Annotated in this window: 19 protein-coding genes; 2 read left to right on the top strand and 17 right to left on the bottom strand. The window is 68.2% G+C overall.

Going from position 1 to position 25,744, the window contains the following annotated elements; genetic code table 11:
* Nucleotides 1–563 precede the first annotated feature (563 nt).
* The 16 genes from MSM1_RS15795 to eccB all read right to left on the bottom strand — a co-directional run bounded on the left by MSM1_RS15795 (nucleotide 564) and on the right by eccB (nucleotide 20,071).
* Entirely contained in the window at nucleotides 564–794 is a 231-nt protein-coding gene (locus tag MSM1_RS15795; RefSeq protein WP_213444185.1) for a hypothetical protein, read from the bottom strand.
* Between the two features lie 238 nt (nucleotides 795–1,032).
* A complete protein-coding gene (locus tag MSM1_RS15790; RefSeq protein ID WP_213440445.1) occupies nucleotides 1,033–1,317 on the bottom strand; it encodes a WXG100 family type VII secretion target in 285 nt (94 codons plus the stop codon).
* Between the two features lie 41 nt (nucleotides 1,318–1,358).
* Nucleotides 1,359–1,655: a WXG100 family type VII secretion target gene (locus MSM1_RS15785; protein ID WP_213440446.1), complete on the bottom strand. Its 297-nt coding sequence runs from the start codon at nucleotides 1,653–1,655 to the stop codon at nucleotides 1,359–1,361.
* Between the two features lie 90 nt (nucleotides 1,656–1,745).
* Nucleotides 1,746–3,023 carry a PPE family protein gene (locus MSM1_RS15780; protein ID WP_213444183.1) on the bottom strand — a complete coding sequence of 426 codons (1,278 nt, stop codon included), beginning with the start codon at nucleotides 3,021–3,023 and terminating at the stop codon, nucleotides 1,746–1,748.
* Between the two features lie 13 nt (nucleotides 3,024–3,036).
* Complete coding sequence (locus MSM1_RS15775; protein WP_213440448.1) at nucleotides 3,037–3,333, bottom strand: PE family protein; 297 nt, start codon at nucleotides 3,331–3,333, stop codon at nucleotides 3,037–3,039.
* 707 nt (nucleotides 3,334–4,040) lie between these two features.
* Complete coding sequence (eccA, locus tag MSM1_RS15770) at nucleotides 4,041–5,873, bottom strand: type VII secretion AAA-ATPase EccA (protein WP_213444181.1); 1,833 nt, start codon at nucleotides 5,871–5,873, stop codon at nucleotides 4,041–4,043.
* A complete protein-coding gene (eccE, locus tag MSM1_RS15765; RefSeq protein WP_213444179.1) occupies nucleotides 5,870–7,072 on the bottom strand; it encodes a type VII secretion protein EccE in 1,203 nt (400 codons plus the stop codon). Before eccE ends, eccA begins: the two co-directional genes overlap by 4 nt.
* Entirely contained in the window at nucleotides 7,069–8,883 is a 1,815-nt protein-coding gene (gene mycP / locus MSM1_RS15760; RefSeq protein WP_213444177.1) for a type VII secretion-associated serine protease mycosin, read from the bottom strand. The genes eccE and mycP overlap by 4 nt, the downstream gene beginning before the upstream one ends.
* Nucleotides 8,861–10,369, bottom strand: coding sequence for a type VII secretion integral membrane protein EccD (eccD, locus tag MSM1_RS15755; protein ID WP_213444174.1), 1,509 nt, complete (start codon nucleotides 10,367–10,369; stop codon nucleotides 8,861–8,863). The genes mycP and eccD overlap by 23 nt, the downstream gene beginning before the upstream one ends.
* Before the next feature lie 287 nt (nucleotides 10,370–10,656).
* Nucleotides 10,657–11,559: an ESX secretion-associated protein EspG gene (locus MSM1_RS15750; protein WP_213444172.1), complete on the bottom strand. Its 903-nt coding sequence runs from the start codon at nucleotides 11,557–11,559 to the stop codon at nucleotides 10,657–10,659.
* A 93-nt stretch (nucleotides 11,560–11,652) separates the two neighbouring features.
* On the bottom strand, nucleotides 11,653–11,937 hold the full coding sequence (locus tag MSM1_RS15745; protein ID WP_213444170.1) for a WXG100 family type VII secretion target: 285 nt from the start codon (nucleotides 11,935–11,937) through the stop codon (nucleotides 11,653–11,655).
* A gap of 50 nt (nucleotides 11,938–11,987) precedes the next feature.
* Nucleotides 11,988–12,284, bottom strand: coding sequence for a WXG100 family type VII secretion target (locus MSM1_RS15740; protein ID WP_213444167.1), 297 nt, complete (start codon nucleotides 12,282–12,284; stop codon nucleotides 11,988–11,990).
* A gap of 108 nt (nucleotides 12,285–12,392) precedes the next feature.
* A complete protein-coding gene (locus MSM1_RS15735) occupies nucleotides 12,393–13,607 on the bottom strand; it encodes a PPE family protein (RefSeq protein WP_213444165.1) in 1,215 nt (404 codons plus the stop codon).
* A gap of 18 nt (nucleotides 13,608–13,625) precedes the next feature.
* Nucleotides 13,626–13,925: a PE family protein gene (locus tag MSM1_RS15730; RefSeq protein WP_213444163.1), complete on the bottom strand. Its 300-nt coding sequence runs from the start codon at nucleotides 13,923–13,925 to the stop codon at nucleotides 13,626–13,628.
* Between the two features lie 423 nt (nucleotides 13,926–14,348).
* Entirely contained in the window at nucleotides 14,349–18,548 is a 4,200-nt protein-coding gene (gene eccCa / locus MSM1_RS15725; RefSeq protein ID WP_213444160.1) for a type VII secretion protein EccCa, read from the bottom strand.
* Entirely contained in the window at nucleotides 18,545–20,071 is a 1,527-nt protein-coding gene (gene eccB / locus MSM1_RS15720) for a type VII secretion protein EccB (RefSeq protein ID WP_213444158.1), read from the bottom strand. The genes eccCa and eccB overlap by 4 nt, the downstream gene beginning before the upstream one ends.
* A 232-nt stretch (nucleotides 20,072–20,303) precedes the next feature.
* Between eccB and malQ the strand changes: the two genes are divergently transcribed.
* Nucleotides 20,304–22,469 carry a 4-alpha-glucanotransferase gene (malQ, locus tag MSM1_RS15715; protein WP_213444156.1) on the top strand — a complete coding sequence of 722 codons (2,166 nt, stop codon included), beginning with the start codon at nucleotides 20,304–20,306 and terminating at the stop codon, nucleotides 22,467–22,469.
* A gap of 601 nt (nucleotides 22,470–23,070) precedes the next feature.
* Here the strand turns inward: malQ and MSM1_RS15710 are convergent.
* Nucleotides 23,071–23,634, bottom strand: coding sequence for a hypothetical protein (locus tag MSM1_RS15710; protein ID WP_213444533.1), 564 nt, complete (start codon nucleotides 23,632–23,634; stop codon nucleotides 23,071–23,073).
* Nucleotides 23,635–23,909: 275 nt separating this feature from the next.
* On the opposite strand from MSM1_RS15710, the gene MSM1_RS15705 reads away from it, so the two are divergent.
* Nucleotides 23,910–25,676 (top strand): DUF4407 domain-containing protein, encoded by a 1,767-nt coding sequence (locus MSM1_RS15705; protein ID WP_213444154.1) that lies wholly within the window; start codon nucleotides 23,910–23,912, stop codon nucleotides 25,674–25,676.
* The last annotated feature ends 68 nt before the right edge of the window (nucleotides 25,677–25,744 follow it).

Here is a 25,744-nt window from a genome sequence, read left to right as displayed (position 1 = left end):
CATTTTCGGCCCACAGCGCGGTCTGCCCACCGTGCGGCATGCGGGCGGTTGCTGGCTCACGCCGGTTGTGCGCGCATCCATTCATGCTATCGTCACCGAAAGTTCATTTCGCGGTCACCACTTCCGGCGGCTTAACCGACCGCCGATGGTAAGTCCTAGGCAGACAAGGCTTTTGGTGGAATTTCAGCATGGTCGCAAGGCGATTGTATTTTCGGCACTCGTCTGACATCGTAGACCCGGGAACGCAAAGATCGCAGCCCGTCACACAGCACCGCGGCTAGTGATCACCCGAGGCCGGTGTCGAGCCAAAGTCTCAGGCAACATACACGTCGCCGATCACATGGTGTACCGGCTGCGGGTGCGGCGCCGTGACAGCGACAACGCCGAATCTATGGCGGCTACGCAACGGGAATAGTTGGGCAAATAGCGCGTAAACTCCCTATGCGGCAAAGGTATTTGGGAATAAAACGGTTGAGCCGATTGATGGGTGCCATCAATCGGCCCGGTTGGGTGTGTGGTTGTGGGTGCGGCGCCTGCGGGTGTGGCCGGCGGTGTTGTGACGGTTAAAGGGTGAAGGTTTGCGGTCCCACCATGGGCCAGGGCGAGGCCGGCACGACGCTGCGTTCCACCCGGTGCACCACCGACTGCCAGGCGCTGGGTGAGTAGTGGGTGGTGGTTTCCTCAAAGCCATCCACACGTGACACCGTCACCACACCGGTGGCCGGGTTCAGGTCGAAGACATCGCCTTTGGATTCCTGGATTTCTGACCCATCAAGCAGCCGGATCACATACATGGGGGTGTTCCTTCTTTCTTGCTTACTGGCTTTTTGGCTTTTGCTTTTTGGCTTTCTGGTTTTTGTTGTGTTCGTGGTGCCGCGGTTGGGTGCTGGTGGTGCTCACCCGCGGTGGGGCCCCGGTTTTCGCCCCCGGTGATGGTGAGGCGCCCGCCGCGGCGATTGTGGTGGTGTGGCGCTGTGGTGGCGCGCTCGCCGCGGCGGGGCCGTCTGGGGGCTATGCGGGTGCCCGCCGGGGTTAGGCCCAGCTGGCGCCCACCGCGCTGTCGGTGCTGGCCATGTTGGCGCTGGCGGCTTGCACCTTGGCGCCGTGGGCGTTGGCCTGGTCATAGATCACCTGAAAGTTGCGGCCCAACTGGGTGATGAACTCCTGGCAGCCCGCCGAGCCCGCGCCGCCCCAAAAATCCCCGGCGGCCAGCACATCGCGGATGATGGCCTGATGCTCGGCCTCCATGGCGGCGGCCTGGGCGCGAATCAGCGCCCCGTGGGCGTCCACATCGCCGAACTGGTAGTTGATCGTCATGGGTGTTCTCCTAACGTGTTAGTGGGTTACTCGGTGGGCTACTAGCTGCTCAGCAGGCGCTGGGAGGCCAGCTCTTGGGTCTCGTAGTTGTTGGCGTCGCGGATCAACCCGTCACGCACCCCGTGCAGCATGGTGACGATGTTGTTAAACGCCTGGTTCATCTGCCCCATGGTGTCGTAGGAGGCCACCTCGGCGGCCCCGCTCCAGCCCGCCCCGGCGATGCTTTGGGTGGAGGCCCACATCTTGGCGGCCTCCCCCTGAACGGTTTGCGCGTGGCCCTCAAAGCGGGCCGCCATCGCGCGCATCTGGTCGGGGTCGGTCATAAAACGCATCGGCATTTTCTTATCTCCTTATCGTGTTGAGAAATCGATTCGACAGTTTCGACAGTGACGACGTGTGGATTGGCTCGAACTGGATGACCCCCTTCCTCATCCGGCCGCCGGCGGGTGCGGAACCACCGACAGCTGGAACCCGTAGCGAGGCGCCGGACCCCCGGCCACCCCCCGCCCAAGCCCCCCCACCAGCGGCACCCCGCCGAGCATGTCGGCCGGCCCACCCGCGGCCTGCGGCACCCCCGAGGGGAGGGCCTCCGGCAACGCCGTGGCCGGTCTTACCTCCGCCGGGATCGCCGCGGCCCAACTGCGCGGCACCGACAACGCCCCGATCGAACCGGCCCGGCCCAACCCGGCCGCCACCGGCAGCCCACCGGCCACCCCGCCCAGCCCGGTGATCGGGGGCATGTTGTTGACGATGCTGGGCAGCGCCGCAGCCGCCTTGGCGGCCGAAGCCGCTGGCTTAAACAGACTCTCACCCTGGCTAAGCTCCCACCCCAGGTCGTTGATGACGTTGTGCTCATCGCCGATCAGGGTGCTGCCCATCGCCGCCGGGCTGGAAAAGCCCAACTGATTCATCAGCGAATTAGAGCCAAACAGCGAACCCAGCAGCGAAGAGGACGCGGCCGTCTTAGACGCGGTGGAGGCCGCCGTGGAGGCCGTGGTGGCGGCGCTAGTTGCCGCGGACGAGGCCGTGGTGGCCGCCAGCGGCGCGGTGGATGCCGCCGTGGTGGCCAGCGGGGTGCTCATCGCGCCCAGCGTGGCCGGGGCCGCCGACAGCGTCTGGATCCCCGAGGCCCCGGCGGCCTGGCCGGCCGCGGCCGCCGGGGCGGCCAGCGCGGCCCCGGTGGTGGTCTGCGGGGCCGGGCTAAAGGTGGGCAACGCCGACGTCGCGGCCAGCGCGGCCCCCTGATAGGCATACATCGTGGCCGCGTCCTGGGCCCACATCTCCAAATACTGGGCCTCGGTGGCCATGATCGCCGGGGTGTTTTGCCCCAAGAAATTCGTGGCGATCAACGCCATCAGCAACGCCCGATTGGCCGCGATCACCGGCGGGGGCACCGTGCCCAAAAACGCCGCCTCATAGGCCGCCACCGCCGCCTGCGCCTGCGCGGCGCTCTGCTCGGCCTGCGCGGCGGTGCTGCTCATCCAGCCCACATACGGGGCGGCCGCGGCCGCCATCGCCGCCGACGCCGAACCCTGCCAGGCGCCACTGGTCAACCCCGAGACCACCGACCCATAACCGGCCGCCGCCGAATACAACTCACTGGCCAGCCCATCCCAGGCCGCCGCCGCCGCCATCAGCGGGCCCGCCCCGGGACCGGCATACATCAACCCGGAATTAATCTCTGGGGGCAACACCGCGAAATCCATCCCCAACACCCCCTCACAACGCCGCGGTGTTGGCGGCCTCGGTGGCCGCATACGAGCCCGCGCTGGCCCCCAAGGTGGCCACGAACAACTCATGCACCGCCGCGGCCTGCGCCGCCACCGCCTGATACATGCCCGCGTGCGCGACGAACTGGGCCGCCGTCAACACCGACACCTCATCGGCGGCCGCCGGCACCACCGCGCTCGTCGGGCCCGCCGCCGCGCCGTTCGCGGCGGCCACCGCCGACCCGATACCACCCAAATCACCGGCCGCCCCAAGCATCATCTCCGGCTCGGTAAACACAAAAGACATCGCAGTTCCTCTCCTTAATCATCCAGCGCCCATCTGCCAAATTCGGTTGCGCTATTCAAGTAGTCGCCCCCCACCACCAAAGAGTTCCCCACCCAAACACCACCACCCCCACACCCCGCAAACCACGCGACAAAAAGGCGCGAATTAAACTGCACTACAACCGATTTCAGCGACAACGACGGGTGCTGGATACTGGCCGAAAAGGGCCAACAATTACGCCCTGTCCGTTAATTCGATGACCACCCGCCATCAAATAGTAAACGTCAATAAAACGTCGGGATAAATTCAGTCGACAACGATCTCACGGCAAAAAGGCGGCGGGACCAGTACGGGTGGCCTCACCGCCGCGGGACGATGGCAATTCCGTTATCACCACGCCGGCTCCGTGTTCGCCCGGGCTCACCCCACCAGAGCCGCCGTCGACGAAGCACCCGGTTGATGCTCACCGGCGGAGCGCTCCTGCCGGCTGCTAGCACCCCACTCGTCGTGACCGCCGGCCAGCGACGGCCTCGGGCCCGGTCCGGTTCGCCACCGGGCCGCCGTTCGCCGGAAACGCCGCAGACCCGGCTCACACTCAAATCCAGGTCAAAGCCCAAGCACGTCACGCTGGCAACCCCTGTCTGCCAGCAGCCCGCTGACAACAACTTTTAGGAAGCCTTCAGGCTTGAAGCACCCCCTAGGCACCGGCAGGCACCCGGTAGGAGCCTCTAGGTGTTCTTCTTCTCGGCCACGGCCGCGGCGAGGCCTTCGGCGAGATCCTCGCGAGTCAACTCTTTGAATCGGCGCAATTGGTCCTCGCTGAACTCGCTGACATCGCTGGCCAGCATGGCATCGAGGTCCTCGTCGTCGAGGCGGAAGCTGCGGTGGTCGCGGGCCTTTTCCACCACATTGCGCACAAACCCGGCATTGCCGAGCACGTCGATGCCCCGGATCAGGTCCCCGTCCTCGGAGATGCTTTCGTCGAGATAGAACTTGGTGTACGACGGGCGCAACACCTCGACCGCCTCATCGGTGACGACATCTTCGTTTTCCCGGCTCATCAGCTTAGTCAGCGCGATCAACTCGTCGGGGGTGTAGCTGTAGAACTCGATCACCGTCGAAAACCGGCGGCGCAGCCCGGGATTCACCTCCAGCATCCGGTCCATCGCCTTGGCGTAGCCCGCCCCGAACACCACCAGCTCGTCGCGATGATTCTCCATGTAGAGCAGCACGGTGTTGATGATCGCGTTGCCATAAGGGTCGCCTTGGTGATAGCCGCGCTCGTGCAGCGTGTGCATCTCATCGAAGAACACGGCGCCGCCCAGCGCCTCCTCGAGCATCTCCTCGGTGTTCTTCTCGGCATCGGCCATGTAACGGCCCAGCAGCTTGGAGCGGCTGGTTTCCACCACCATCGGCTTTCTCAGCACGCCCAGCCCGCACAGCTGCTTGGTGAACGCCCGGGCCACCGACGTTTTCCCGGTCCCGGGCGGGCCCAGCAGCAGGGTGTGCCGCGAGGTCACCGGCACCGGCAGGCCCATTTTGGCGCGGGCCAAATTGACCTTCGTCGTCGACTTGATGAGCCGGATTTCACGTTTGGCTTTTTCCATGCCCAGCATCGCGCCCAGCTCGGCATCTCCTTCGGCCAGGTACTTTTTGGCCATCTCGGCGTGCCGGGCGGCCTCGGTCTGCTCCCGGGTGGGCGCGGTAGCGGGATCCCAGGGATCGGTGCGGGCCTCGATCGTTTCCGGGTCGGTGAGCACCAGCCGATAGTTGGGGTTGTCCAACGCTTCACGGGCGGGGCCGAACTTGGCGTCACGTGAATATACCCGCCGCAGCAACTCGACGGCCTCGTCCTCGCGGCCCAGATGCCGCAGGCACATGCCCTGGGTGTACATGGCGACATTGGCCGCACCGGGCACTCGATCCCCTTCGATGGCCTCCTCCGCGCGCCGGCAGGCTTCCTCGAAGACCCCCAATGAGGCCAGCGCCGTGGTGGCCATCGCCGCCCCCGCCGCTTTCAGCTCCGGCTGTCGCCAGGGTGTGGCCGCCGGAAACTGCGCGAGCACATCCGGCCAGCGGCCGGTGCGGAAGTACAGCAGGCCGCGCACATACCTGACCAGTTCGACATCCGTCGGGTTGCGCGGCTCGGCGGCGTCGAGCAGCCGGGACGCCTCCTCATAGCGTTTCGCCTGCGCCAGCACCGCGGCGTAGCCGGCTGCCAGTGACTCCACGGTGGTGATCGCCAACTGCAGGAAAAGCCCGTCGGAAACCTGCGGGTGAAACTCCAAATCCGTGAGCCCCAACCGGCGGATCTCCCAACCGAACGTTTTGACCGCCGCCCAGGCGCCGGCCAGCACCTCGAGGCTTTGGTCACCCGCCAGCACCCGCGCCAACCAGGCATCACACATGCCCGGATCGATGCTGGTTGCGGTGGTGAACATCTGCAACGCTACTTGCGGGTTGTTGCTGGGCCGTAGCCCGTTGACGGAAATACCGGAAGCCAGCAAACCCGCCACCATGGCGTTGCGGGCATCTACCGCGGCCATCTGGGGGCTGCTCACCGGCGCGTTCCCACCCCACTCATCGACTGTGCCGTACCCACCGGCACAGCCAGCTCATCGTCGGCGCCTAGTGTCCGCGCCGGCACCGCCAGTCGCGGACGCCATGCGGGAACCGGCAGGCTGGCGCACACCGCCGCCAACTGGCGGCCGCTGAGCCGATTCAGCCCCTCCCAGACCGTCCTGGGCAGTGGCTCGCTGCTGTGATAGCGCACCCACGCGGACACCTCGGTCTGGCCATCGGTGGGCGTGAGCCGGACCGTCAGCACCGTGGCCTCGGCGTCGGGCGCCCACAGCTGAGCCAGCGTCTCGGAAGTGATGTCAGGCGGTGAGACCCAGAAGCTGGCCACGAACTGCGTCGACCGCGCCGATACCGTGGAGTTAAGGCGGCTTCGACGGGCGCGAACGTGCGCCGGTTGCAAACCCGCGAGCACGGCGACGTCCACGGCGGCGATCTCCTCGGCGGTCAGGGGCCGGGCCGCACATCCGCTCCTGTCGAGTTCGTGCGCGAGGCGCTCAGTGGCGGCGGCCAGCGTGGATGCCACCGAATCCCGGGCCACCACCGCGGCAAGGTTGCGCTGCGGGTCCATTCGCAACACCAGCCAGGTGCTCCGCTGATCCTGCGGCGAGGGGTTTTCTCCGGTACGAGGGCCATCGGAGCCAGTGCGGTCCGTGGTGGCGGGCCGTGTGTCCACCGAGATGATGTCGATGCCGTCCAGGAGCAGATCGAACTGGCGCAGCCCGTCGGCGACCGCCGCCACCGGCAACGTGCCCGACGACGCCTTCGGTTGGCGATGACGCCCCGCCGGCACGTCGTAGCGTCCCTGCACGGCGATCACCGCGGCCAGCCGCCCCCGGTATTCGCGTATCCCCACCACGTCGCGGGCGAAGCGGTGCCGATGATCGATCGGGGGGGTTCGCCCTGCGACCAGCATCACCTCCGGGTCGGCGAACCGATCGAGCGCCCGCGCGACCATCACCGAGCTGAGCGGGTTACCCCGGTAGGTGACGGTGGCAACACCCGTCACCAGCACCGCGAGCCCCACACCCGCCCACCACGCGATGTGGTGGGCCTGCCAGGCGTCCGGCAAGTGGCTGACCAGGGCCAGCAGTGCCACGTCGATAAGAAACACCGCCGTGAGCCGGGGCCACGACAGGGCCAGCCCCCACCCGTGCTGCGCTTTTCTTCTTGGCTCGCTCATCGGCTCCTCGCTGATCGCCGCATCACCATCGCACCACCGAACACCACACCGGCCACCAACACCACGGCCCCAAGCCCCCCAGCGGCCACCCACACCGGGGTCATATCCCGGGCGGGCGCCGGCGGCGGAAGCTTCAGCGGTGCCGACAACCGGTTCGGCGGCCGGATCGGACCGTCGGGCACATCCCAGGTCAGGGCCGCGACCGGGTCTACAACCCCGTAGCCGACCTGGTTGTCCACCCCGCGGGCCGGCGGCCTGGCCGTGCGAATTAACCGGTTGATGACCTGATGTGACGACAGCTGCGGATACTTCGCGCGAACCAGCGCCGCCACCCCCGACACGATCGCGGTCGCAAAGCTGGTGCCCGCCGGCACCAGTAAGGAGTTGTTGGGACCCTCGATCGCGTTGATCAGGCTGTCGTCGCGGGGTGAGAACCCTTCGATGTCATCACCCGGCGCGGCGATGGACACCCACGGTCCGGCCATGCTCACATTGCTCATCGGCGCGCCGGTCGAGTCCACCGCCCCCACCGTGAGCACATAGTCACTGAACCAGGCGGGGGTTACCACCGTGTCCACACCGCTCCAGTCCCGCGGATCGTCCGGCCGCAACGGGTTGTAGACCGGGTTCTGCTTGCAATCGCGCTGGCTGGTGTCACCGGCAGCGGCCACAATCACCGCGTCTTTATCGACCGCGGCGTACCGCACCGCAGCCCCCAGGTCCGGGTGGTGGATGATATTGCGCACGCTCATGCACGTCACCCCGGAAATGTTGATCACCCGGGCGCCCATGTTGGCCGCATGCACGATCGCCCGCGCCATGGTTTCCATGTTGTTGATTTTTTGCGCGGTCTGCGGATCCTGGCTGCCGGTGAACGGGTCTTTGGGGGTGAACGCCGCGCTGGACTGGCGGATCGAGATCACCTCCACGTCCGGGGCTATCCCGGTGAACGCGTCAGTTGGCTGCCCCGGTGTCGCTGCCGCGGGCGCCGCCGGCGGTGCCGGCGATGGCGGGGCGGGAGGTTCGGGCGGCGCCGGGTCACGCGGGTGCGGGTTGTCAACGCCGTGCACGTGCCCGCGCTCGGAATAGCCGGGCAACACCGCCTTGCCGTGCCCGCCATAGGCGCTGGGCGCCTCCTCCTCCGACGGCGGGCCCACCTTCTCCGTCACCGGCGGTGGGGGCGGCAGCCAGGGGGCCGGCGGCGGGGGCTGCGAGATCCGCACCGTCTCGGGCGGGGGTGGTGGCGCCGGCTTCAAGGTGACGGTCTGCGGGGGCGGAGGCGGCGGAGGAGCCTCCGGTGTGGGATAGGTCTGGGGGATCCGGATGTCTGGCGCGGCCGGCACGGCGGTCGCCGGTTCCGCCGCGAGCATCGAGGCCACGAGCGTGCCGTGGGCGTCGCAATCCGAAAGCCCGTCACCGCCGGCCATCACATAGTCCCCACCCGGTACCAGATGCGGCAGTCGTGGATGGGGGGCGACCCCCGTGTCGATGACGGCGACCTTCACTCCGCCGCCGCGGCCGAACTGCCACGCGGCGGGCAAGTTCAGCATGGCCAGGTATTTCGGGGGCACCTGAAAATTGGTGCCCGGCAACACCCCGACTTCGGTGCAGTACGCGCTCTGCCGCATGGGCTGCAGGGGCCCGGGCGGGTCGTCCGGCGGCATCGCGGCCGGATCGATCGTCGGCGGGGCGATCGCGTTCGCCGCCGGAGCGCCGGCCACCGTGCTCGTCACCACCAAAATCGTTGCTGCGGTCGCTGCGGCCGCGCGGCCGTGCCGCAGCCAGCTGCTAGCGGTAGCGGATCGCTGCATAGACATTCATCAACCACAAGGCGAGCGGGAATATTGGCATGAGGCAGAGGTATTCGATCCATTCCACAAACTTGCGGAACAGCGGGCTGTAGATCGTGTTGGGCACCACCGCGGCAGCCGTCAGGCCCGCTGCAGGCAGTAATACCAGGATCGCCACCCCGGCTGAAAGCGTCAGGGGATCCGCCAGGACCATCACGTAGCGGGTCACCACGCCAGCGACAATCAGCACCGCGGTCGCGGCCAGGGTGATCGCCTGCCAGCGGTCCACGTAGGAGCGCCCGCGCAGCAGCAGAAACCCGGCGGTGAACACCGCGAGCAGCACCGGCAGCCACCGCTGACCGGCGTGCGGATCACACAGCCCGGTGAGGCACACCAGCACCAGCACGCCCAGTCCCGCCAGCAGTCCCAGCAAGAATGAGCGCGCACGCTGGGCCTCTAGCACCACGGCACGGACCGACGCCGGGCTTTCCAGTGTCGGGGTGCCGCCTTCGGACTCCACCACGGTGGTCGGCAGGTCCGGGCGGGCCTCGAACACCCAGCGGCTGGTCGCCGAGGGAAACACCGGCAGCCGGATGCCGGCCAAATATCGGGCCAGCGCCGGGGCACCGTGATAGCCGAGCACACAGGCCAGTAGCACACAAGTCATCAGTGTCACGGGGCCGGTCATAAACGCCATTCGCGCCACACCGACCAGCGCCGCCGCCACGCTGATGGTGACGATCGCGGTGTAGAGCCCCAGGCGGCGACCGGTCGCGCGGACTATCGCCAGGGCGCCGACGCCCAGCACCCCGAAGCCCAGCGCCGCCTGTGGCGCGCCAACCGGTCCCGGCGGCGCGGCCGCCGCCGCCACCGCCAGCGCCCCCAGCCCGCTGAACAGGATGACATCACCCACCCGGCGAGCGGGCACCGTCTCGGAGCGCATCAGGATCACCGTGGCCACCGTCAAGGTCAGCGCGGCGATCACTGCGGTGTAACCGGCCGGCAGCCAGGAGTCAAGGTGCCAGCGCCACCAGCCCAGCAAAGCCGTCGCCAGCAGCACCCCGGTCGCTAGCATCGCCGCACCGACCTGCACCGCGACCACCGGGTCGATCGCGGTGAAATGCTTCCTGAGGTTGATCGCCACCGCGGTGGAGATGTGCTCGACGACTTCGGCCCGGCGTTCGGTGTCCTCAACGAACCTCAGCCACAACCGGTCCCCGTCGTAGACGTTCTGCTCGGTCAGTGACTGCGCGGGCCGCAGTGGCGTGCCGTCAACCAGGCACAATGCCCAGCGGCCGCGGCCCTTCGCCTCCAGCGGGGCCACGCCCAGCTCCTGCAGCCGGGTGTTGACCACGTCCCGCAGCGGGTCGATCATCACCGACACCGGGGCGTCGGCATCCAGCAGCACCGGCACCTGGACATCGGCGGCCATGATGGCCAGCATGGTCGCCCGTGGCGACGAGACGGCTTCGGCTCCGGGTTGCGGTGCTTCGATTACCGCGGTCATCGTGCCACCGCCTGGGTCGTAGCGAACGAAGGCGACAAGAAGCGCGGCGCCGTTCGGCCCGGCGGACGGGACACGCCCGCCTCGATGGTGCGCTCCGGCCGCAGGTGCAGGTCGAGAAGGTCTGAGTCCATCTGCTCCGCCTCGTCAGTTGTCCGGTGTGGGGTCTCCCGTGGTGCTTTGCCCTAGGGCATTATGCGCCGTCGGCACCGCAGCCGCATGTTTTGCTCCGGCCTATTCGGAATAGCCGGAGTTTTGCCCTGAACTGTTAATCGCGGTGAAAAGGATTGTTAAACTCTGCGATGCGTTTTCCAGTCGCCGTAGGGCAGTGTGTCCAAAACGGTCTTGACGCCGACTTGCACCAGCTGCGGGGTTGCCGGGCAGATGGCCAGCCAGGCCTCGCCCGATCCCGCGGTGCGGGGTTGCTGGTATAACGCGATACGTCCGGCGGATCCGTCCTTTAACGAAAGCACCGAGGCACTGGGGGCTTTGGCGTCATCGCGGTATTGCCGGGCATAGACCGCCGCCTCGGCCGCCGGATCCGAGAGGGCCTGGCCGAGCGCGGCAACCGTGGCCGCGCTGAGGCCCAGTCGCCGCAAATCCCCAGCGGAGAAGACGTTGAAGCCGGCGTCCTTCCAGGTCTTTGTGACTTCCAGCATTTCGTCCAGCGGCACGTTGACCGCGTTGATCGCGGCGGCGTCGGCGTGATGAATCGACTCCAGGCCGTCGAACACCAGGGCTGCGATCGAGGCGGTGTCGGTGATCGCGACATCGTCGATGGTGATGTCGGACCCGACCCGGACCGCCGACACCCAATGCTGGCCGCGACGGGCCAGCACCACGCGGAACTCGTTGTCCGGGATGTCGCGGGACCCCGGTGGCTGGTCCTCGCCCTCGATAACGCCGTAGAGCAACTTGCCCCGCGACAGCAGGGCGATCACCTCAATATCGGGTGCGGCCAATACCCGCATCCGCGCGGCCACCTGGTCGTTAACCTCGTCGCCGACGACGAGGCCCTCTTTGCGCATCACCGCCATCCCCGGGTGTTCGTTGAGCCAATCGGTGGAGTCGGTAGAGACGTACGGCCGGCACCGCAGCTCCGGGGCGACGTGGCGGATATCCAGCAGCGCCTGCAGCATCCAGAGGCCCTCGACGTTGACGGTGACGTCGGTGCGGGAACTCTGTGGGTCCATCACTGCCTTCCATGATCGGTTTATTCGGATAACGCACAACGCGGCAGCACACCCTACCTCCCCGGTGTGCTGCCGCTGCCGGCGGTTCTGTTGTCAGGCCCAGCTGGAGCCGACAGCGGCGTCGGTGTCGGCCATGTTGGCGCCGGCGGCTTGCACCTTGGCGCCATGGGCGTTGGCCTGCTCGTAGATCACCTGAAAGTTGCGGCCCAACTCGGTGATGAACTGCTGGCAGGCCGTCGAGCCCGCCCCACCCCAAAAGTCCCCGGCGGCCAGCACATCACGAACAATGGCCTGATGCTCGGCCGCCAGCGCCATCGCCTGGGCGCGAATCGTGGCCCCGTGGGCGTCCACATCCCCGAACTGGTAGTTAATCGTCATCTCGAAGTTCTCCTAATGTGAGAAAGCGTACGCAGCCATGGCTTTCGGCGCTAGCTGCTCAGCAGGTGCTGGGAGGCCTGCTCTTGGGCCTCATAGTTATTGGCGTCACGGATCAGCCCGTCACGCACCCCGTGCAACATGGTCACGATGTTGCGAAACGCCTGATGCATCTGGGCCATGGTGTCATAGGAGGTGGCCTGCGCCGCCCCGCTCCAGCCCGCCCCGGCGATGTTTTGGCTGGACGCCCACATCCTGCGAGCCTCATCCTCCACCGTTTGGGCGTGCACATCAAAACGGCCCGCCATCGCCCGCATCTGATGCGGATCGGTCATAAAACGCGTCGGCATTTGACTATCTCCTTTCGCGCGAATCGAGGAACGCTGATTGCTGGGCGCTGTGTTGCCGCACCCGCCGGCCACACAAACACGGATGCTCCCCCTCTCGCGGCCCCGTTCTCAACCGGCGGCCAGCGGGCGCGGCACTACGCTGGGGCGCACATCGAACCGCGGCGTAGCGGCCGTATGGGCGCCGAGGCCCATGGCGCGTCCGACGATATTCGCGAGCGGAGCACTACCAAGCAGGCCTCCGGGGTTGGCTGCCCCGAGCCCCGGGGCAGCGCCAAGGCCGGTGCCCGGCAGCGCCGCGGCGGGGCTGGTCGCAGGGGCGGCCACCGCCCAACTCTGCGGCACCGACAACGCGCCGATCGTGCCGGCCTGGCCCAGACCGGCCGACACCCCGCTGCCAAGGCCCGCCGCGCCCGGTAGCCCCGGCGCGCCCGCCCCGGCACCAAGCCCAGCAGCCAGGGCCGGTCCCAGCACCCCGGACTCGCTGCCGACGGCCGCGACCGGGGTCGCGGCGGCACCTGTGAGCAGGCCCGCCGTACCGGCCGCAAATGACCCTATGCTCGCCGGCGTGCGCGCAAGGCTGCCGAGGTTACTCAGCGTCGACAGCGTCGACGAGGACGACTTTGACCCGCTCCCGGCTAGGGTGCTCAAAGCACTCGAGAGCCCCGACGTGGTTGAGGTCGACGATGCAATGCCGGGCATCGTGGACGCCAGCTGTGACCCCGTTGCCGGCGCCGAGGTGCCGGCGGCCGTCGCGGTGGCCTGAGCCACCGCCGCGGCCTGGCCGCTTAAGCCGCCCGCAGCGGTGGTCTGCGGCGGCGTCGCGAACGGCGTCAACGCCGACGCGGCGGACGAGGACCCGGCATAGCCGTACATCGCGGCGGCGTCCTGGGCCCACATTTCGCCGTAGTGCGCCTCGGTGGCCGCGATGGCGGGGCTGTTCTGCCCGAAAAAGTTGGTGGCGACAAGCGCCGCCAACTGGCTGCGGTTGGCCGCGATCACCGGTGGCGGCACCGTGGCGGCAAACGCCGCCTCATAGGCGCCCGCCGCGGCGCGGGCCTGGGCGGCCGTCTGCTCCGCCTGGGCCGCGGCAGCGTTCAGCCACGCCACATACGGTGCCGCCGCAGACGCCATCGATGCCGACGACGGACCCATCCACGGCCCGCCGGCCAGCCTCGAGACCACTGAACCGTAGGAGGACGCTGTCGAATACAGCTCGGCGGCCAGCGCGTCCCACGCCGTCGCAGCGGCCAGCATGGGCCCCGATCCGGGGCCGGCATACAGGAGCCCGGAGTTGATCTCCGGTGGCAGCGCGCCGAAATCCATCCTCGTCACCCCGGGTCGTCAGGCTGCGGCTAGCGCATTGGCGGCTTCGGTGGCCGCATATGATCCCGCGCTCGCCATCAGGGTGCGCACAAACGCCTCGTGAATCGCTGCAGCCTGGGCACTGACCACCTGGTACATCTGGGCATGCGCGGCGAATCGGGCCGCCGTCAGCGCCGACACCTCATCTGCCGCGGCGGGAACCACTCCGATCGTCGGGCCCGCCGCGGCGGCGTTCTGAGCGCTCAGCGCCGAACCGATGGCCTGCAGGTTGGCCGCCTCGGCTGTCAGCGCCTCCGGCTGTGTGCTCACGAACGTCATCGGTTCCTCCTGGGATCGACAACTTGCAACCGCTTCGGGCCCGAGCGTAAATGGCTTCCCAGGGCCGCGCCCCGGTCCGCGGCCACCACCGACGGTGCCAAGACCATGCCTCGGCGGGTGGTTTCGAGGCACGACGGGCGGATACCGCACACCACGACCGGCTAGCCAGTCGGCTTCTACCTGCGCGAACAGCGCTTGCCTGGGGCCCAAACCGCGCCCGGCCCGACGGTGCGAACCACCGAAACGGCGTCGGCCCGACGCGGCCGCAGCGATAAAAATCGTGCTGCGGTTAAAGCCCTGCGGTTAAAGCCCTGTCCCTGCGCCGCGGCGGCGTCCAGCGGCCAGCAACAGCAACACCGAGTGGTCCCTGGCGGAGTGGCCCTGGCGGAGTGGCCCTGGCCGCCGGCCGGAAACCGCGATCTCTTATTGCCGCAACTCGGTGGCCGCGACGTGGACGAACACGCCAGTGTCCTCGGCCATCAGCAGCCCGCGGCCGCGCGGCAACGGACCACCCTTCATCTTGCCCCGGATGAACCCCTCGTCGGGGTCGGCGTCCATCACCAGCAAGGGGGTGTTGGCCTGGTGCAGCGCGCGCAGAATCGGGTCGCTGCCCGCCGAGGACCAGCCGCCGAAGGTGCGGGCGACGATCACGTGCAAGCCGACATCGGTCGCCCGGGTCACCCATGCGGCGGCCTTGTGCAGCGGCGAATCGAAGCCCGTCGGCAGCTGCTGTAGGTCGTCGATGATCAAGAAGATTTCCGCGCCGCTCCACCAGGACCGCGACAACAGCTCGTCGGCCGACAAGCCCTGCGGCGGCTGGCGTTTGGCCAATGTCTCCGCCAGCTCGTCCATCATTGCGGCGACACCGTCGACGGTGTAGGCGAACTTCTCCAGGTAATCCGGGCCCAGCATCCGCAGCAGCTGACGGCGCGGGTCCACCAGCCACACCTGGGCCGAGGGTCGCCCCGATGCCGGCGGTGCGGTGCTCGCCCCCGGCGCATACACGCGTCCGATCTCGGCCATGATGGTGGCCAGCGTGGTGGTGCGTCCGCATTCGCGCCGGCCGGTGATCATCAGATGGCTGTTCTCGGCGAAGTTCAGGTACACCGGTTGCAGATCCAGCTCCGATATCGCCCAGGCGATTCCGCCTGCTCCGACCCCTTGACGCTGATCGGCCGCGGCCAGTGCCCGCACCTCTTCCAGTCCGAACCGGGCCGGCAGCCGCCGCACGGCGCGCGCCCGGCCCACCGCCACCTGGCTCACCGCGGCGGCCACGCTGTCGGACTCGAAGGCGGACTTCGGTGTGCTGGCCAACGCCGGCCGGGCCACCAGCGTGTGCAGGCCCGCCTGCGGATCGGCGTCCAGACGCACGTAGTTGACCGGGACCATGCCTCGTCCGGGCTTGGCCGGCACGTCTTTGGCGAACCGGGAGCGCACCAGCCGGGCGTCCTCCACCGCGGCCAGGCGCAATTCCACCCGGGAGCCGAAGCCACTGCGCACCGGGGGTCGCAACTCCGATTCCCGGTCGGCGGTGACCACCACGTGCACACCGAACGACGGCCCCTGGTTGATGATCTGGTTCACCTGCTCGATGAGCACTTCGTTTTCTTCGGCCAGCGCCCGGTAGTTGTCGATCACCAGGTAGACATCGCCGAACCCGTCCTCGGGCACACGGCCCGGCTCGCCGCCGAATTTGCGCCGCCGGAACACCTCCATCGACGGGACGTCATACTCGAGGAAACTGCGCTTCCGGTCACGCATCAGCGCGAGGACTTCGGCAACCGTGCGCCGCACCCCGTACGGGTCGGTGGGGCCGACAACCGAGCCCACGTGCGGAAGACCGGCTACCGTCATCAGCGCGGTGCTGCTGTAGGCCAGGCAGTAGAACTGCACCTGCTCCGGGGTATGGGTCAAGGCGGCCGAGCAGATCAGGGTTTGCAGCGCCGTGGTCTTGCCCGCGCCACCGGCACCCAGGATCAGCACGTTGGCCCCGGGTCCCGAGGTGTCCACCGTCCACGGCGGCTGGTCATGCTTGAACGGCCGGTCGATGATCCCGATCGGGAACACCAAGTCCCTGGCGGTGCCGTAATCCTGCTGCCAGGGCCGGCCGAGGAAGCGGCTCACCAATTCGTCGATGGGCACCGGCTGGTCCAGCGGCGGCTGCCACAGCCGGTAGGGCTGGAAGTCGATCTGGCGCAGCTGATCGATGATCACCGTGCCGACTTTCGGTGTCCGCCACTCGTATTCTTCGTCGTACACGTCGGCCTCGGCGACCACTTCGCCGTCGACGACCTCGCCGTTGGTCAGGCCATTGGTAGTCACCTCGCCGTTCCCGGCGGCCGCCGCCTCCCCGTTCGATCCGGCCGGCGCAGTCTCAAGTGGGGTAAACGCGGTGGTAAACAGTTGCGGGCGAATGTAACCGGAGGTGTCCGTCAAACGCGCAGGGCCCTCGTCGAGCGACACGCCACGGCGGTAGTCGCGCCACATGAACTCCGCCTGGAAGCGGATGATGTCGTCACCGCTCTTGCGCAAGTAGCCCAGCCCGGGCTGCGAGGGCAGGTTCACCGCATTCGGTACCCCCGCGGCCTGTGCCGCGCCGGCGGTGCGCGCTTTCAGCACCAACCGGTAACCCATGTTCTCCATGAGCTTTTCGGCCCGGCTCTCGATGGTTTGAGACGCCATCATCAGGTGCACCCAGTAGGCGCGACCCTGCCGGCCGATCGAGTCCAGAACGTCTACCGCGGTCGGCATGATGCGGAACCACTCGTAGAACTCGTCGATCACCACCACCAGCATGGGCAGCGGCGGCAAGTCTTGCCCGCGGGCCCGCATCCTGGTCCGGATCTCGTTGTACTCCCTGGCGCCGTCGACGCCGGCGCTGAAGCAGATTTCCTTGCGCCGGGCGATCTCGCCCCACAGCGCCTCCAGGAAGCGTTCCATCAGCGCCTGGTCGTCTTCCAGGTCGGTGATGATCCGCGATACGTGCGGCACCCCCTCGAACGGCTTGACCGCTGTCCCGCCCTTAAGGTCGGCCAGGACGAATTGCAGGTCTTCGGGCGAGTGGCCGAGCATCAGCGACGCGATCACGGTGCGTACCAGCGTCGACTTCCCCGAGCCGGTTGTCCCCGACATCACCCCGTGCGGGCCGTCGCCACCCTCTTCGATGGATTTCATGTCCAGGAACAGCAACTCGCCGTTATCGGCACGGTTGCCGAACGGCACCCGTAGGCGGTCTCGGCTGAACAGGTCTCGGCGGTCCGACCACAATGCGTCGAAGTCGATCTGGGCGGGATCGTCAATCCCGTAGTAGGACAAGATGTCTCGCGCGCCGATCTGGGTCACCCGCTGCCCGATCTCCTCGTAGGCCTCGGCAAGTCGCCAGCGCGCCATCCGCAGGGCGAACTGTTCGGCCTCGTCCTCGGACATCCGGTCGGCCAGCGCGAAAAACCACGGGCTCTCGTCGATCACCAGCCAGGTGTCACGGTCGCGAGGCAGCGCCTCGATGACTCCGGCGGCATTGGTGAACCGCAGCACCCGCTGCGGCACCGAACTCCACAGCGAGGAGCCGGTCAAATCGAAGAACGTCACCCCGTCGACGCCTTCGGCGCTGATCACATACTCCCACTGCGGGTCATCGATATCGGCGATGATCACGTGATGAGGTGTCGGGGTTTCCGCGGACGAACTGGCATGCCTGGGTGTAAACGATCCGCGTCCGGAGAACAATTCGGTTTGCTCCGTGGCGAATTCCCGTACCGAGCGGTAGACCATCCGGGCATTGCCCGCGGCGTCGTGGCGCCGCGGATCGCCGAAATGCGGAAGCCATTTGACCCAGTCCCAACGTTGCACATCGGACGAGACGACGATCATCCGGAGATGGTCCGGACCGTGGGAGAACGCCAGTTGGCAGATCATCGCCCGCATCAGCCCCAGCACCTGCTCGCGGCTGCCTACCAGGGCGTACCAGGGCTCGACCAGCAGTGAGACCATTTTCGGCAGGTTGTACACGACGCTTTGATAACGCCCGAACTCCTGCAGCGCCTTACCGGTCACCGGCTCCAGTTCGATGTCGGTCGGCATGTTCTGCGGCTCACCCCAAGTCACCTCGGGCCGAGTCATGCCCACCCCCACCCGGACCACACCGAAGTTGAGGTCCTTGCCGTTGGGCATCCGCTCCCACATCCGTGCCGATCCCACCGCCGCCGCCAGTGTGCCCGGCGCCGGGTGAAACCACCGGTAGTTGGCGTCCATGCTGTTGGCCGACTCGGCGGCCGTGTCGCGCAGCATGTCCAGCATCAGCATGAATTGCCCGCGCATCGCGTCCAGTTTCGGCCGGCTCATCTGCTGGGTGCCGCCGAAGCGCCCGCCGAACATCATCATCGCGATCCCGCCGATCATGAAGATCGGGAAGATCGCACCGGCGCCCAGGAACATCCGTGATCCGCTGGCGACCACCGCGGCGATCATGCCGACCAACAGGCCGATCACCAAGACGCCGACCACCACCATCCACCACGGCTTGCCCTCCGGTGGCGGGACACTCAGCGGTGTCGGTAAGACGATGTTCTCCGGCTTGACTGCCGGTGCCCGCTCCGGGGTAGGTCGCGCAAATCCACGTTTCACTTCGGTACCGCCAACTCCTGTGGGTTTGAATCTGTCGGGAGTGCGCCATGTTCGACCAGCGCATCAGAGCGTGAAAGCGTCGGGCCGGGGGTGAGCAACCGCAATGCCACCCACGGCGCCGGGGTCGGAGTGCCTGTGAGCCCCAGCGCGGTGCGCACGTCACGGGTGTTGTCCACCCCAAACCGCACACCGGAATGCGAGAGCCACCACAGCGATTCACCTTTGGTGGCCGAGGGATCATTGCCGGTGATGACGGTGAAGTTCGCATAGTCGGTGCCGAAATACACGTGGTCAGCCTGGCCGCCCGTGTTATCCGTCTTCACCAGCGGCACCACGTTTTTGGGGTCGCTCACCGGAACCGTCGGCCCGGCGACCAGCCGCGTCAGCGCCCGGTTCTCACCGGTCGTCCATTGCCACCACCAGCAGGTCGCCGGGTTGTCTTTCGCGTCCACCACGTTCAGCGGCTGATCCGGGAAGGCCGATAGATCCAGCCCGGTGACCACCGGCATTTTCGCCAGCGCCGACGGCCCCACGACTTTGGGGGCTCCGGCCGCGGGACCGCCCGCGTTCTGCAAAACCTGGGCGACTATCGGTGAGATCGTCTGCACGCCATTGGTCAAAACCAGCGAGTACTGCTGCGGCCCACTGATTTGTGGTGTGACGATCACGCTCCCCACCGGCCCGGGCGCGTCCGGAAACGCCGCGGGACCACCCGAGCCCGGCACCACCGGCACCGACAACTCGGGCCCCACCGCCAAGGCGTCGTATAACGCCTGGCTCATCGGAGGCGCCTGATCAATTTGCTCCGGCGCCAAACCCAGCGGCAGCAACACCGAGCGATCCGCCGCGTTGATGCGCGAGCGGCGCCTGTCACGGATCACGTAGGCGTTGCCGCCGTAGCGCCGCAGCACCGCGTCCTGTTTGCCGAGCACCCGCCGGCGATCCGAAAGCGCGGGCGCGCCGTCGATCACCGTCACCGTTACCGGCTGGGCGGCCGGCACACCGGTGCCAACACCTACGGTCGGGGCCACCGCATCGCACACCAGCCAGGACGACGTCGCCGGGCTAGTCGGGGAAATCTCTGACGGCGCTCCCGGGATACCCACCAGCGGTCCGTGCGGCTGCTGGGCGATCTGACTGGACCGCACCTTGTGCGGGTCGTCCGCCCGTCCCGCGATCAACCGCGCCGAAGCCAGATTCAGCGCCGGGTACAGCGTGTCACCCACGCGGACGTACAGCGCCCCGGAATTACGGTCCGCGATGATGGGCGAGTCGCCGAGGGCACCGGCCGGGCTGATAAACGACCACAGCAACGCCCCCAGGCAAATCACCACCGCCGCGGACACGGACGCGACCACCGCCAGCACCTGCCGCCGGCCCGGTTCCACCTCCATGCGCACCCGCCAGCGGGTCAAGGCCATCGCCATCCGGCGGGCCAGGAATTGATGGCCGGTCACCTGGGTGCGTGTCGACAACCCCAGGCCGTAGCCCGAACCCCGCTGCCCGCGCTCCTCAGCCGGCATGGGAGATCACCCCCCGATCGGAAAAACATGCTTTGATGCTGCTCATGGCGCCACTCACAGCGATAACCGTAAAGCACCCACGCCGCCCCCGCCAGGCGAAGGCCGTGTTTGCCGACAGCCGGGTGGACCTGGTAACCCACGGTTCTGAACCCCGCCACCGCGGTGTCACCCGTCGTTTGGCTCCGCCCGTCCGAGCTGGGTGTTTGCGGGTCGCCCGCGGCGGAGCGCTTGGGTGACCGACCTGTCGCCCTCGTTGGCCGACCTCGCTGGCCGATTCGGAATCGCCACCGAATACCAGGACTGGACGGGTCGGCGTTCCGTCGTCGGTGAGGCCACCCTGGTCGCCGTCCTGGGTGCCTTCGGTGTGGCCGCCGGGACCGAGTCGGAGCGCACCGCGGCGCTGATCGCCCACGACCGGGGGTATTGGTCGCGTCCCCTGCCCGTCACCATCGTCGCCCGCGCCGGCGCCGAGACCCGGTTTTGGGCCCATGTGACCCACGGCCACCCCGCCGAGGTGTGGCTGCGCCTCGAGGACGGGACGGTGCGGACCGGGCTGCGGCAGGTCGACAATTTCAGCCCCCCGTTCGACCTCGACGGACGCTGGATCGGCGAAGCCAGCTTTGTGCTGCCGCCCGATCTGCCGCTGGGATATCACCGGGCGCACCTGCGTTCCGGCGATGACGAACACAACACCCTGCTCATCGTCACGCCAAGCTGGCTAGGTCTACCCGAGCGGCTCACGGCCCGCCGGGCTTGGGGCTTGGCGGCGCAGATCTATAGCGTGCGTTCCCGGCGGTCGTGGGGTGTCGGGGACCTCACCGATCTCACGGACTTGGCGGTGTGGTCGGCCGCCCGCCACGGCGCCGGCTATCTGCTGGTCAATCCGCTGCACGCGGCCGCGCCGACGACACCGATGGAGCCGTCGCCTTACCTGCCGACGTCGCGACGCTTCGTCAACCCGCTGTATCTGCGCGTCGAGGCCGTCCCCGAATACGCCGAGCTGCGCAAGCGCGGCCGGGTGCGACGGCTGCGCCAGCAGGTCCAGGAGCGCAGCGCCGCGTTGGACACCATCGACCGCGACACCGCCTGGGTGGCAAAGCGCGCCGCGCTGCAGCTGCTCTACCGCGTGGCGCGCTCGGCGGGCCGGGAACTGGCCTACGCGGCATTTCGCGCCCGCGAGGGCCGGGCCCTCGACGATTTCGCCACCTGGTGCGCCCTGGCCGAGAAGTATGGTGGCGACTGGCATCGCTGGCCGGAATCGCTGCGGCATCCCACCGGCCCGGGTGTTGCCGATTTCGTGGCTAAGCATCCGGATGCCGTCGATTTCCACCGCTGGCTGCAATGGTTGCTCGACGAGCAACTCGCCGCCGCGCAGTCGGGGGCCGTGCGGGCCGGAATGGCGCTGGGCATCATGCACGACCTCGCCGTGGGCGTGCACCCCAACGGTGCCGATGCCTGGGCCCTGCAGGATGTGCTCGCCCCCGGCGTGACCGCGGGGGCACCGCCGGATGAGTTCAACCAACTCGGCCAGGACTGGTCACAACCGCCGTGGCGGCCCGACCGGCTCGCCGAGGCTGAGTATCAACCGTTTCGCGCACTGATCCGGGCCATGATGCGCCACGGCGGCGCCGTGCGCATCGACCACATCATCGGGTTGTTTCGGCTGTGGTGGATCCCCGACGGCGTATCGCCCCCGCAAGGCACCTATGTGCGCTACGACCACGAGGCCATGATCGGCATCCTCGCCCTGGAGGCGCACCGGGCCGGTGCGCTCGTGGTGGGCGAGGATCTTGGCACCGTCGAGCCATGGGTGCGGGACTATCTGCGATCCCGCGGCATACTCGGCACGTCGATTCTGTGGTTCGAGCTGGATCGCGACGGCGGTGGGGGTCCGCTGCCGGCCGAACGCTGGCGGGAGTACTGCTTGGCCTCGGTGACCACCCACGACCTACCGCCGACCGCCGGCTATCTGGCCGGAGATCGTGTGCGCCTGCGTGCCTCCCTGGGTTTGCTCTCGCGGCCCACCCAGGAGGAGCTGCAAGCGGACCAGAGCGAGCGGGCGGCCTGGATTGCCGAGCTGCGCCGAGTCGGCCTGCTCACCGACGACGCCGACGACGCCGACGAAGAGCAAACCATCCTTGCGCTATATAAGTACCTCGGCCGGACACCGGCGCGGCTGCTGGGGGTGTCCCTGGCCGACGCGGTCGGCGATAAGCGCACCCAGAACCAGCCCGGCACCAGCGACGAGTACCCCAACTGGCGGGTGCCACTGGCCGGCCCGCACGGTCGGCCGGTGCTGCTCGAGGACGTCTTCGGTGATCGACGAGCGGCCGCCCTGGCCGAGACGATGCGCGCCCAAATCGCCACCGATGCCGATTCGCCGGTTTCTCCGCCCTGAGAGCGGTAACGGCAAAGCCGAACCGCGTGATCTCCGGCATCTCCTGCACGCTTGTAGGCGGTTGGGGAGAAGTTGGGGAGAAACCGCACCGTGGCCGCGCGCCGGTACGCCGGTAGGCGCCTATAGGCTTGGTCCACCGGGATTGACCCGGGGCAATCGAGGTCAGACGAGGCTAGACGTGCATGATCGGGCCATCCGGCGATGGGCTCTGCCCGCCGCGGTCGCCGCCATTGCCATCGGCGTGGTGGCCTGTGGTGGGGGCGGCAAAGCCGGTCATGCCACCACGACGACAACCACAACCACGACCACGACGGCGCCGCCGACCACGCCCAGCTGCCCCTGCACCTGTGCCCCTCCCCCGGCGTGCGGCAATCCTGGCCCGCCCGCCTACCGGCTGCCGCCCGGTGTTCCGGTGCCGCCCGCCATTCCGGCTCCACCGCCGATCCCGTCACCCCCGCCCATCCCACCGATTCCGCCCATTCCGCCGATTCCGCCCATTCCCCCAATCCCCTCGCCACCCCCGATTCCCTATCCATGAAGGTCGGCCAGGGCAATCACGCCCCGGGCCCCGGCCGTTAGCGGCGGCAGCGGGCGGCAGCGCTTAGATGCCGGTCCAGGCGACGTCGAGCTGCTCGGCCACGTCGATGACTTGCGCTGCCTGCGATTGCGGTGAGTCGATCTCGTTGGCGACATGCTGGGCGATGAAGCGCCGGATCTCGGCGTCCACGCCGGCCAAGATGCGCAGCACCTCGCCACGAATGGACTTCGATGAAACCTGGACGGTGATGTCGGCGGGCCGTGGCTTCGCCACCTCGACGATCACCAGCAACGGTTTGGCGGCCCGGGCGGTGGCGCGCAACGCGATGTCGCCGGCAACCGTGAACCGCTGCTTGTCCAGCCGTAGATCCACCAGCAGATCGATGGCAAGCGGAATGTGAATGGTGAACGTGATGGGGTCGCCGAGGTGGCGCGTGACCCGGGGTTTGTGGATCTTGACCTTGGCGCTGACCTTGGCGATCCTGCCTGGTCCCTGACCGATTGGGCCCAGGGCAAACTCCTCCCCCGCGAACTGGGCGAACGCGGCGGCGACGCGCTGCTCGGTGACGGCGACCTCAAAGAATCTGCGCCCGAAGGCTTCGTAGGTCAGGTAGTCGTGGGTGTGCATAGGTTCATACCGTCTCACGTCGGCTTCCCCGACAGCCGCAGATCCGGTTACGCCGCGAGTTTTTTCGGGCCGCCGCAGTGGGGAGACCGGCCGCGGCGATCGACGCCGCCGCGCGCGTGTGCGAGGATGCAGGTATCGCACTGGCGCGAGGGGGCGGCGGCGCCCCGCTCTGGTCGCTGTGAGCCCACCCAGGGAAAACCCGGCGATTCACCATGTCGGGTAGCGGTTCGCCAGGGTTGGGCAAATCCGACAAATCCGGAGGTAGGTAACGTCAGATGGCTGTCCACGATTCTCCCCGGGATGCTCCCGGGCCCCGATCGGCCGCAGCCCGGATCGAGGCGGTGTTCGCCTGGCTCGGCGGTGGGCAGTGGTGTGAAGTCGGTGAGGCTCACGAGCGGTCGACCTACGCGATCACCGGTGTGGTGGTGGCGCTTGACGCGGCACTGGCCTGGCTTGCCGCGACCCTGGCCGTCGGGCAGGCGGTGAGCTGGCCGCCGGCCATCCTGCCGATGACCCTGGCTTTCGGCCTGCTGGCCGGCGCGCTGACCCGTGCCATCGCCAGCGGCCCGGCCCGCGGAGTGACCGGCATCGCCGGGCGGGCCGCCGTCGCGGTGGGCCTCGGCGCGGTGGTGGGTGAGCTTGCCGTGCTCGTTGTGTTCAGCGGTGCGATCGATCGCCGTCTTGAGGCTCAGGCCGCCCGCACCGCCGACGTCACGCCGGCCGTCGCCCTGGCGTCGACGGCCCTTGAGCAGAGCCGTAACGCCCGCAGCGCACTGGACAACGCCGTCGAACGAGCCCGCGAGCACCGCGACCAAGCGCTGGTCGTGGCGCGCTGCGAATACCACCCCACACCGGCCTGCCCGCAGACCCGTATCACCGGAGTACCCGGAGCCGGGCCCGAAACACAAACGGCCAACGCAATTCTCGCGGATGCTCAGCGGGAGTTGGACACGGCGGTGGCCTCCCGCGATAGCCGGGCGCCCGAATTGGACGCCCAGATCGCCAGGGCTGAGCAAGCTCTCGCGAGGGCGCGCGAAACCGTGATAGCTGCTGCGGATCATGGGCTCGGCGCACGCTGGGTCGCGATGAACGACCTCACGCTCGCCAGCGCCGGCACGCTGCTGCTGCGGCTGCTCACGATCGGGTTCTGCGCCCTGCTGTACCTGCTGCCGTTGATTCTGCGGCTGTGGCGCGGCGAGACGACCGCTGACCGCCGCGCAGCCGCTCGCGCGGAACGCGACCGCGCCGAGCTGGACGCCGCCACTGCGATCGCCGTCAAGCGTGCCGAGGTTCGCCGGGAGACTGAAACCCTTTGGGCCGAAAAGCAACTCGCTGCCGTACGGGCCGCCGTCGCGGCCGACGGTGAAATCAACCGCGTGCAGCAGCGCCGCCGGGTCGCCGAGGCTCTCGGCGACCCGGCCCTGGTGTCGTCGCAGCGCGAAGCGCAGCCGGACGATGTTCGTGCGGCGATTGCCGCCGAAGCGCAGGCAACGAGCCCGACGGCTACCCGATTGCCGGCCGCCGAGCCGGAACCCGTAGCGGGCAAAAACCTGCCTGCGGCCCTGGCCGATGCGGTGGAGCCGCGCTGGCGGCGCGGGACACCGGTGATTCCCGACGTCACCAAGGCGGCCGCGCGCTGGGTTCGTCCGCTCATACCGTCGTTCGTGGCCCGCGCCGTCGACACCGCCACCCAACCGGTTCGTGCCGCGCGCCAAGTGCTCGAAGAGGTTGAGGAGATCACGTTCTCGCTTAAGCGCACTCGCAAGGTGACCGTCAACACCGAGGCCCCGCCCTCCGCATCGACAAGCACCGACACGCGCGAGCCGTTAAACCCCATCCCGTCACATCGCCGAAGCGACTTCGCGCGACACGGGGGGCCCGGCGCCGGGACCGGACGCTCGTCGCTGGGCTGCCCGCCTGCGCAAGACGCAGGAGTGTCCCTTGAAACGGCCGATGGCCGGCGGCCCGAGTTAATCGGCTCCGGCGAGCCTCGTGAACTGCCCGCACCCGAGGGCCCGCGACAACTGCCGCCCGCGGAGTAGCCGCGCCGGATCGTCTCAGCCAACCGACTCGACCGGCGAGCGCCGAAACTCGAACGTGGCGGGCGAGC

It is taken from the genome of Mycobacterium sp. SM1, assembly GCF_018361265.1.
Taxonomy (GTDB): Bacteria; Actinomycetota; Actinomycetes; order Mycobacteriales; family Mycobacteriaceae; genus Mycobacterium.
The sequence above is the reverse complement of the archived record's forward strand: the minus strand, read 5'-3'. Positions and strand labels throughout refer to the sequence as shown.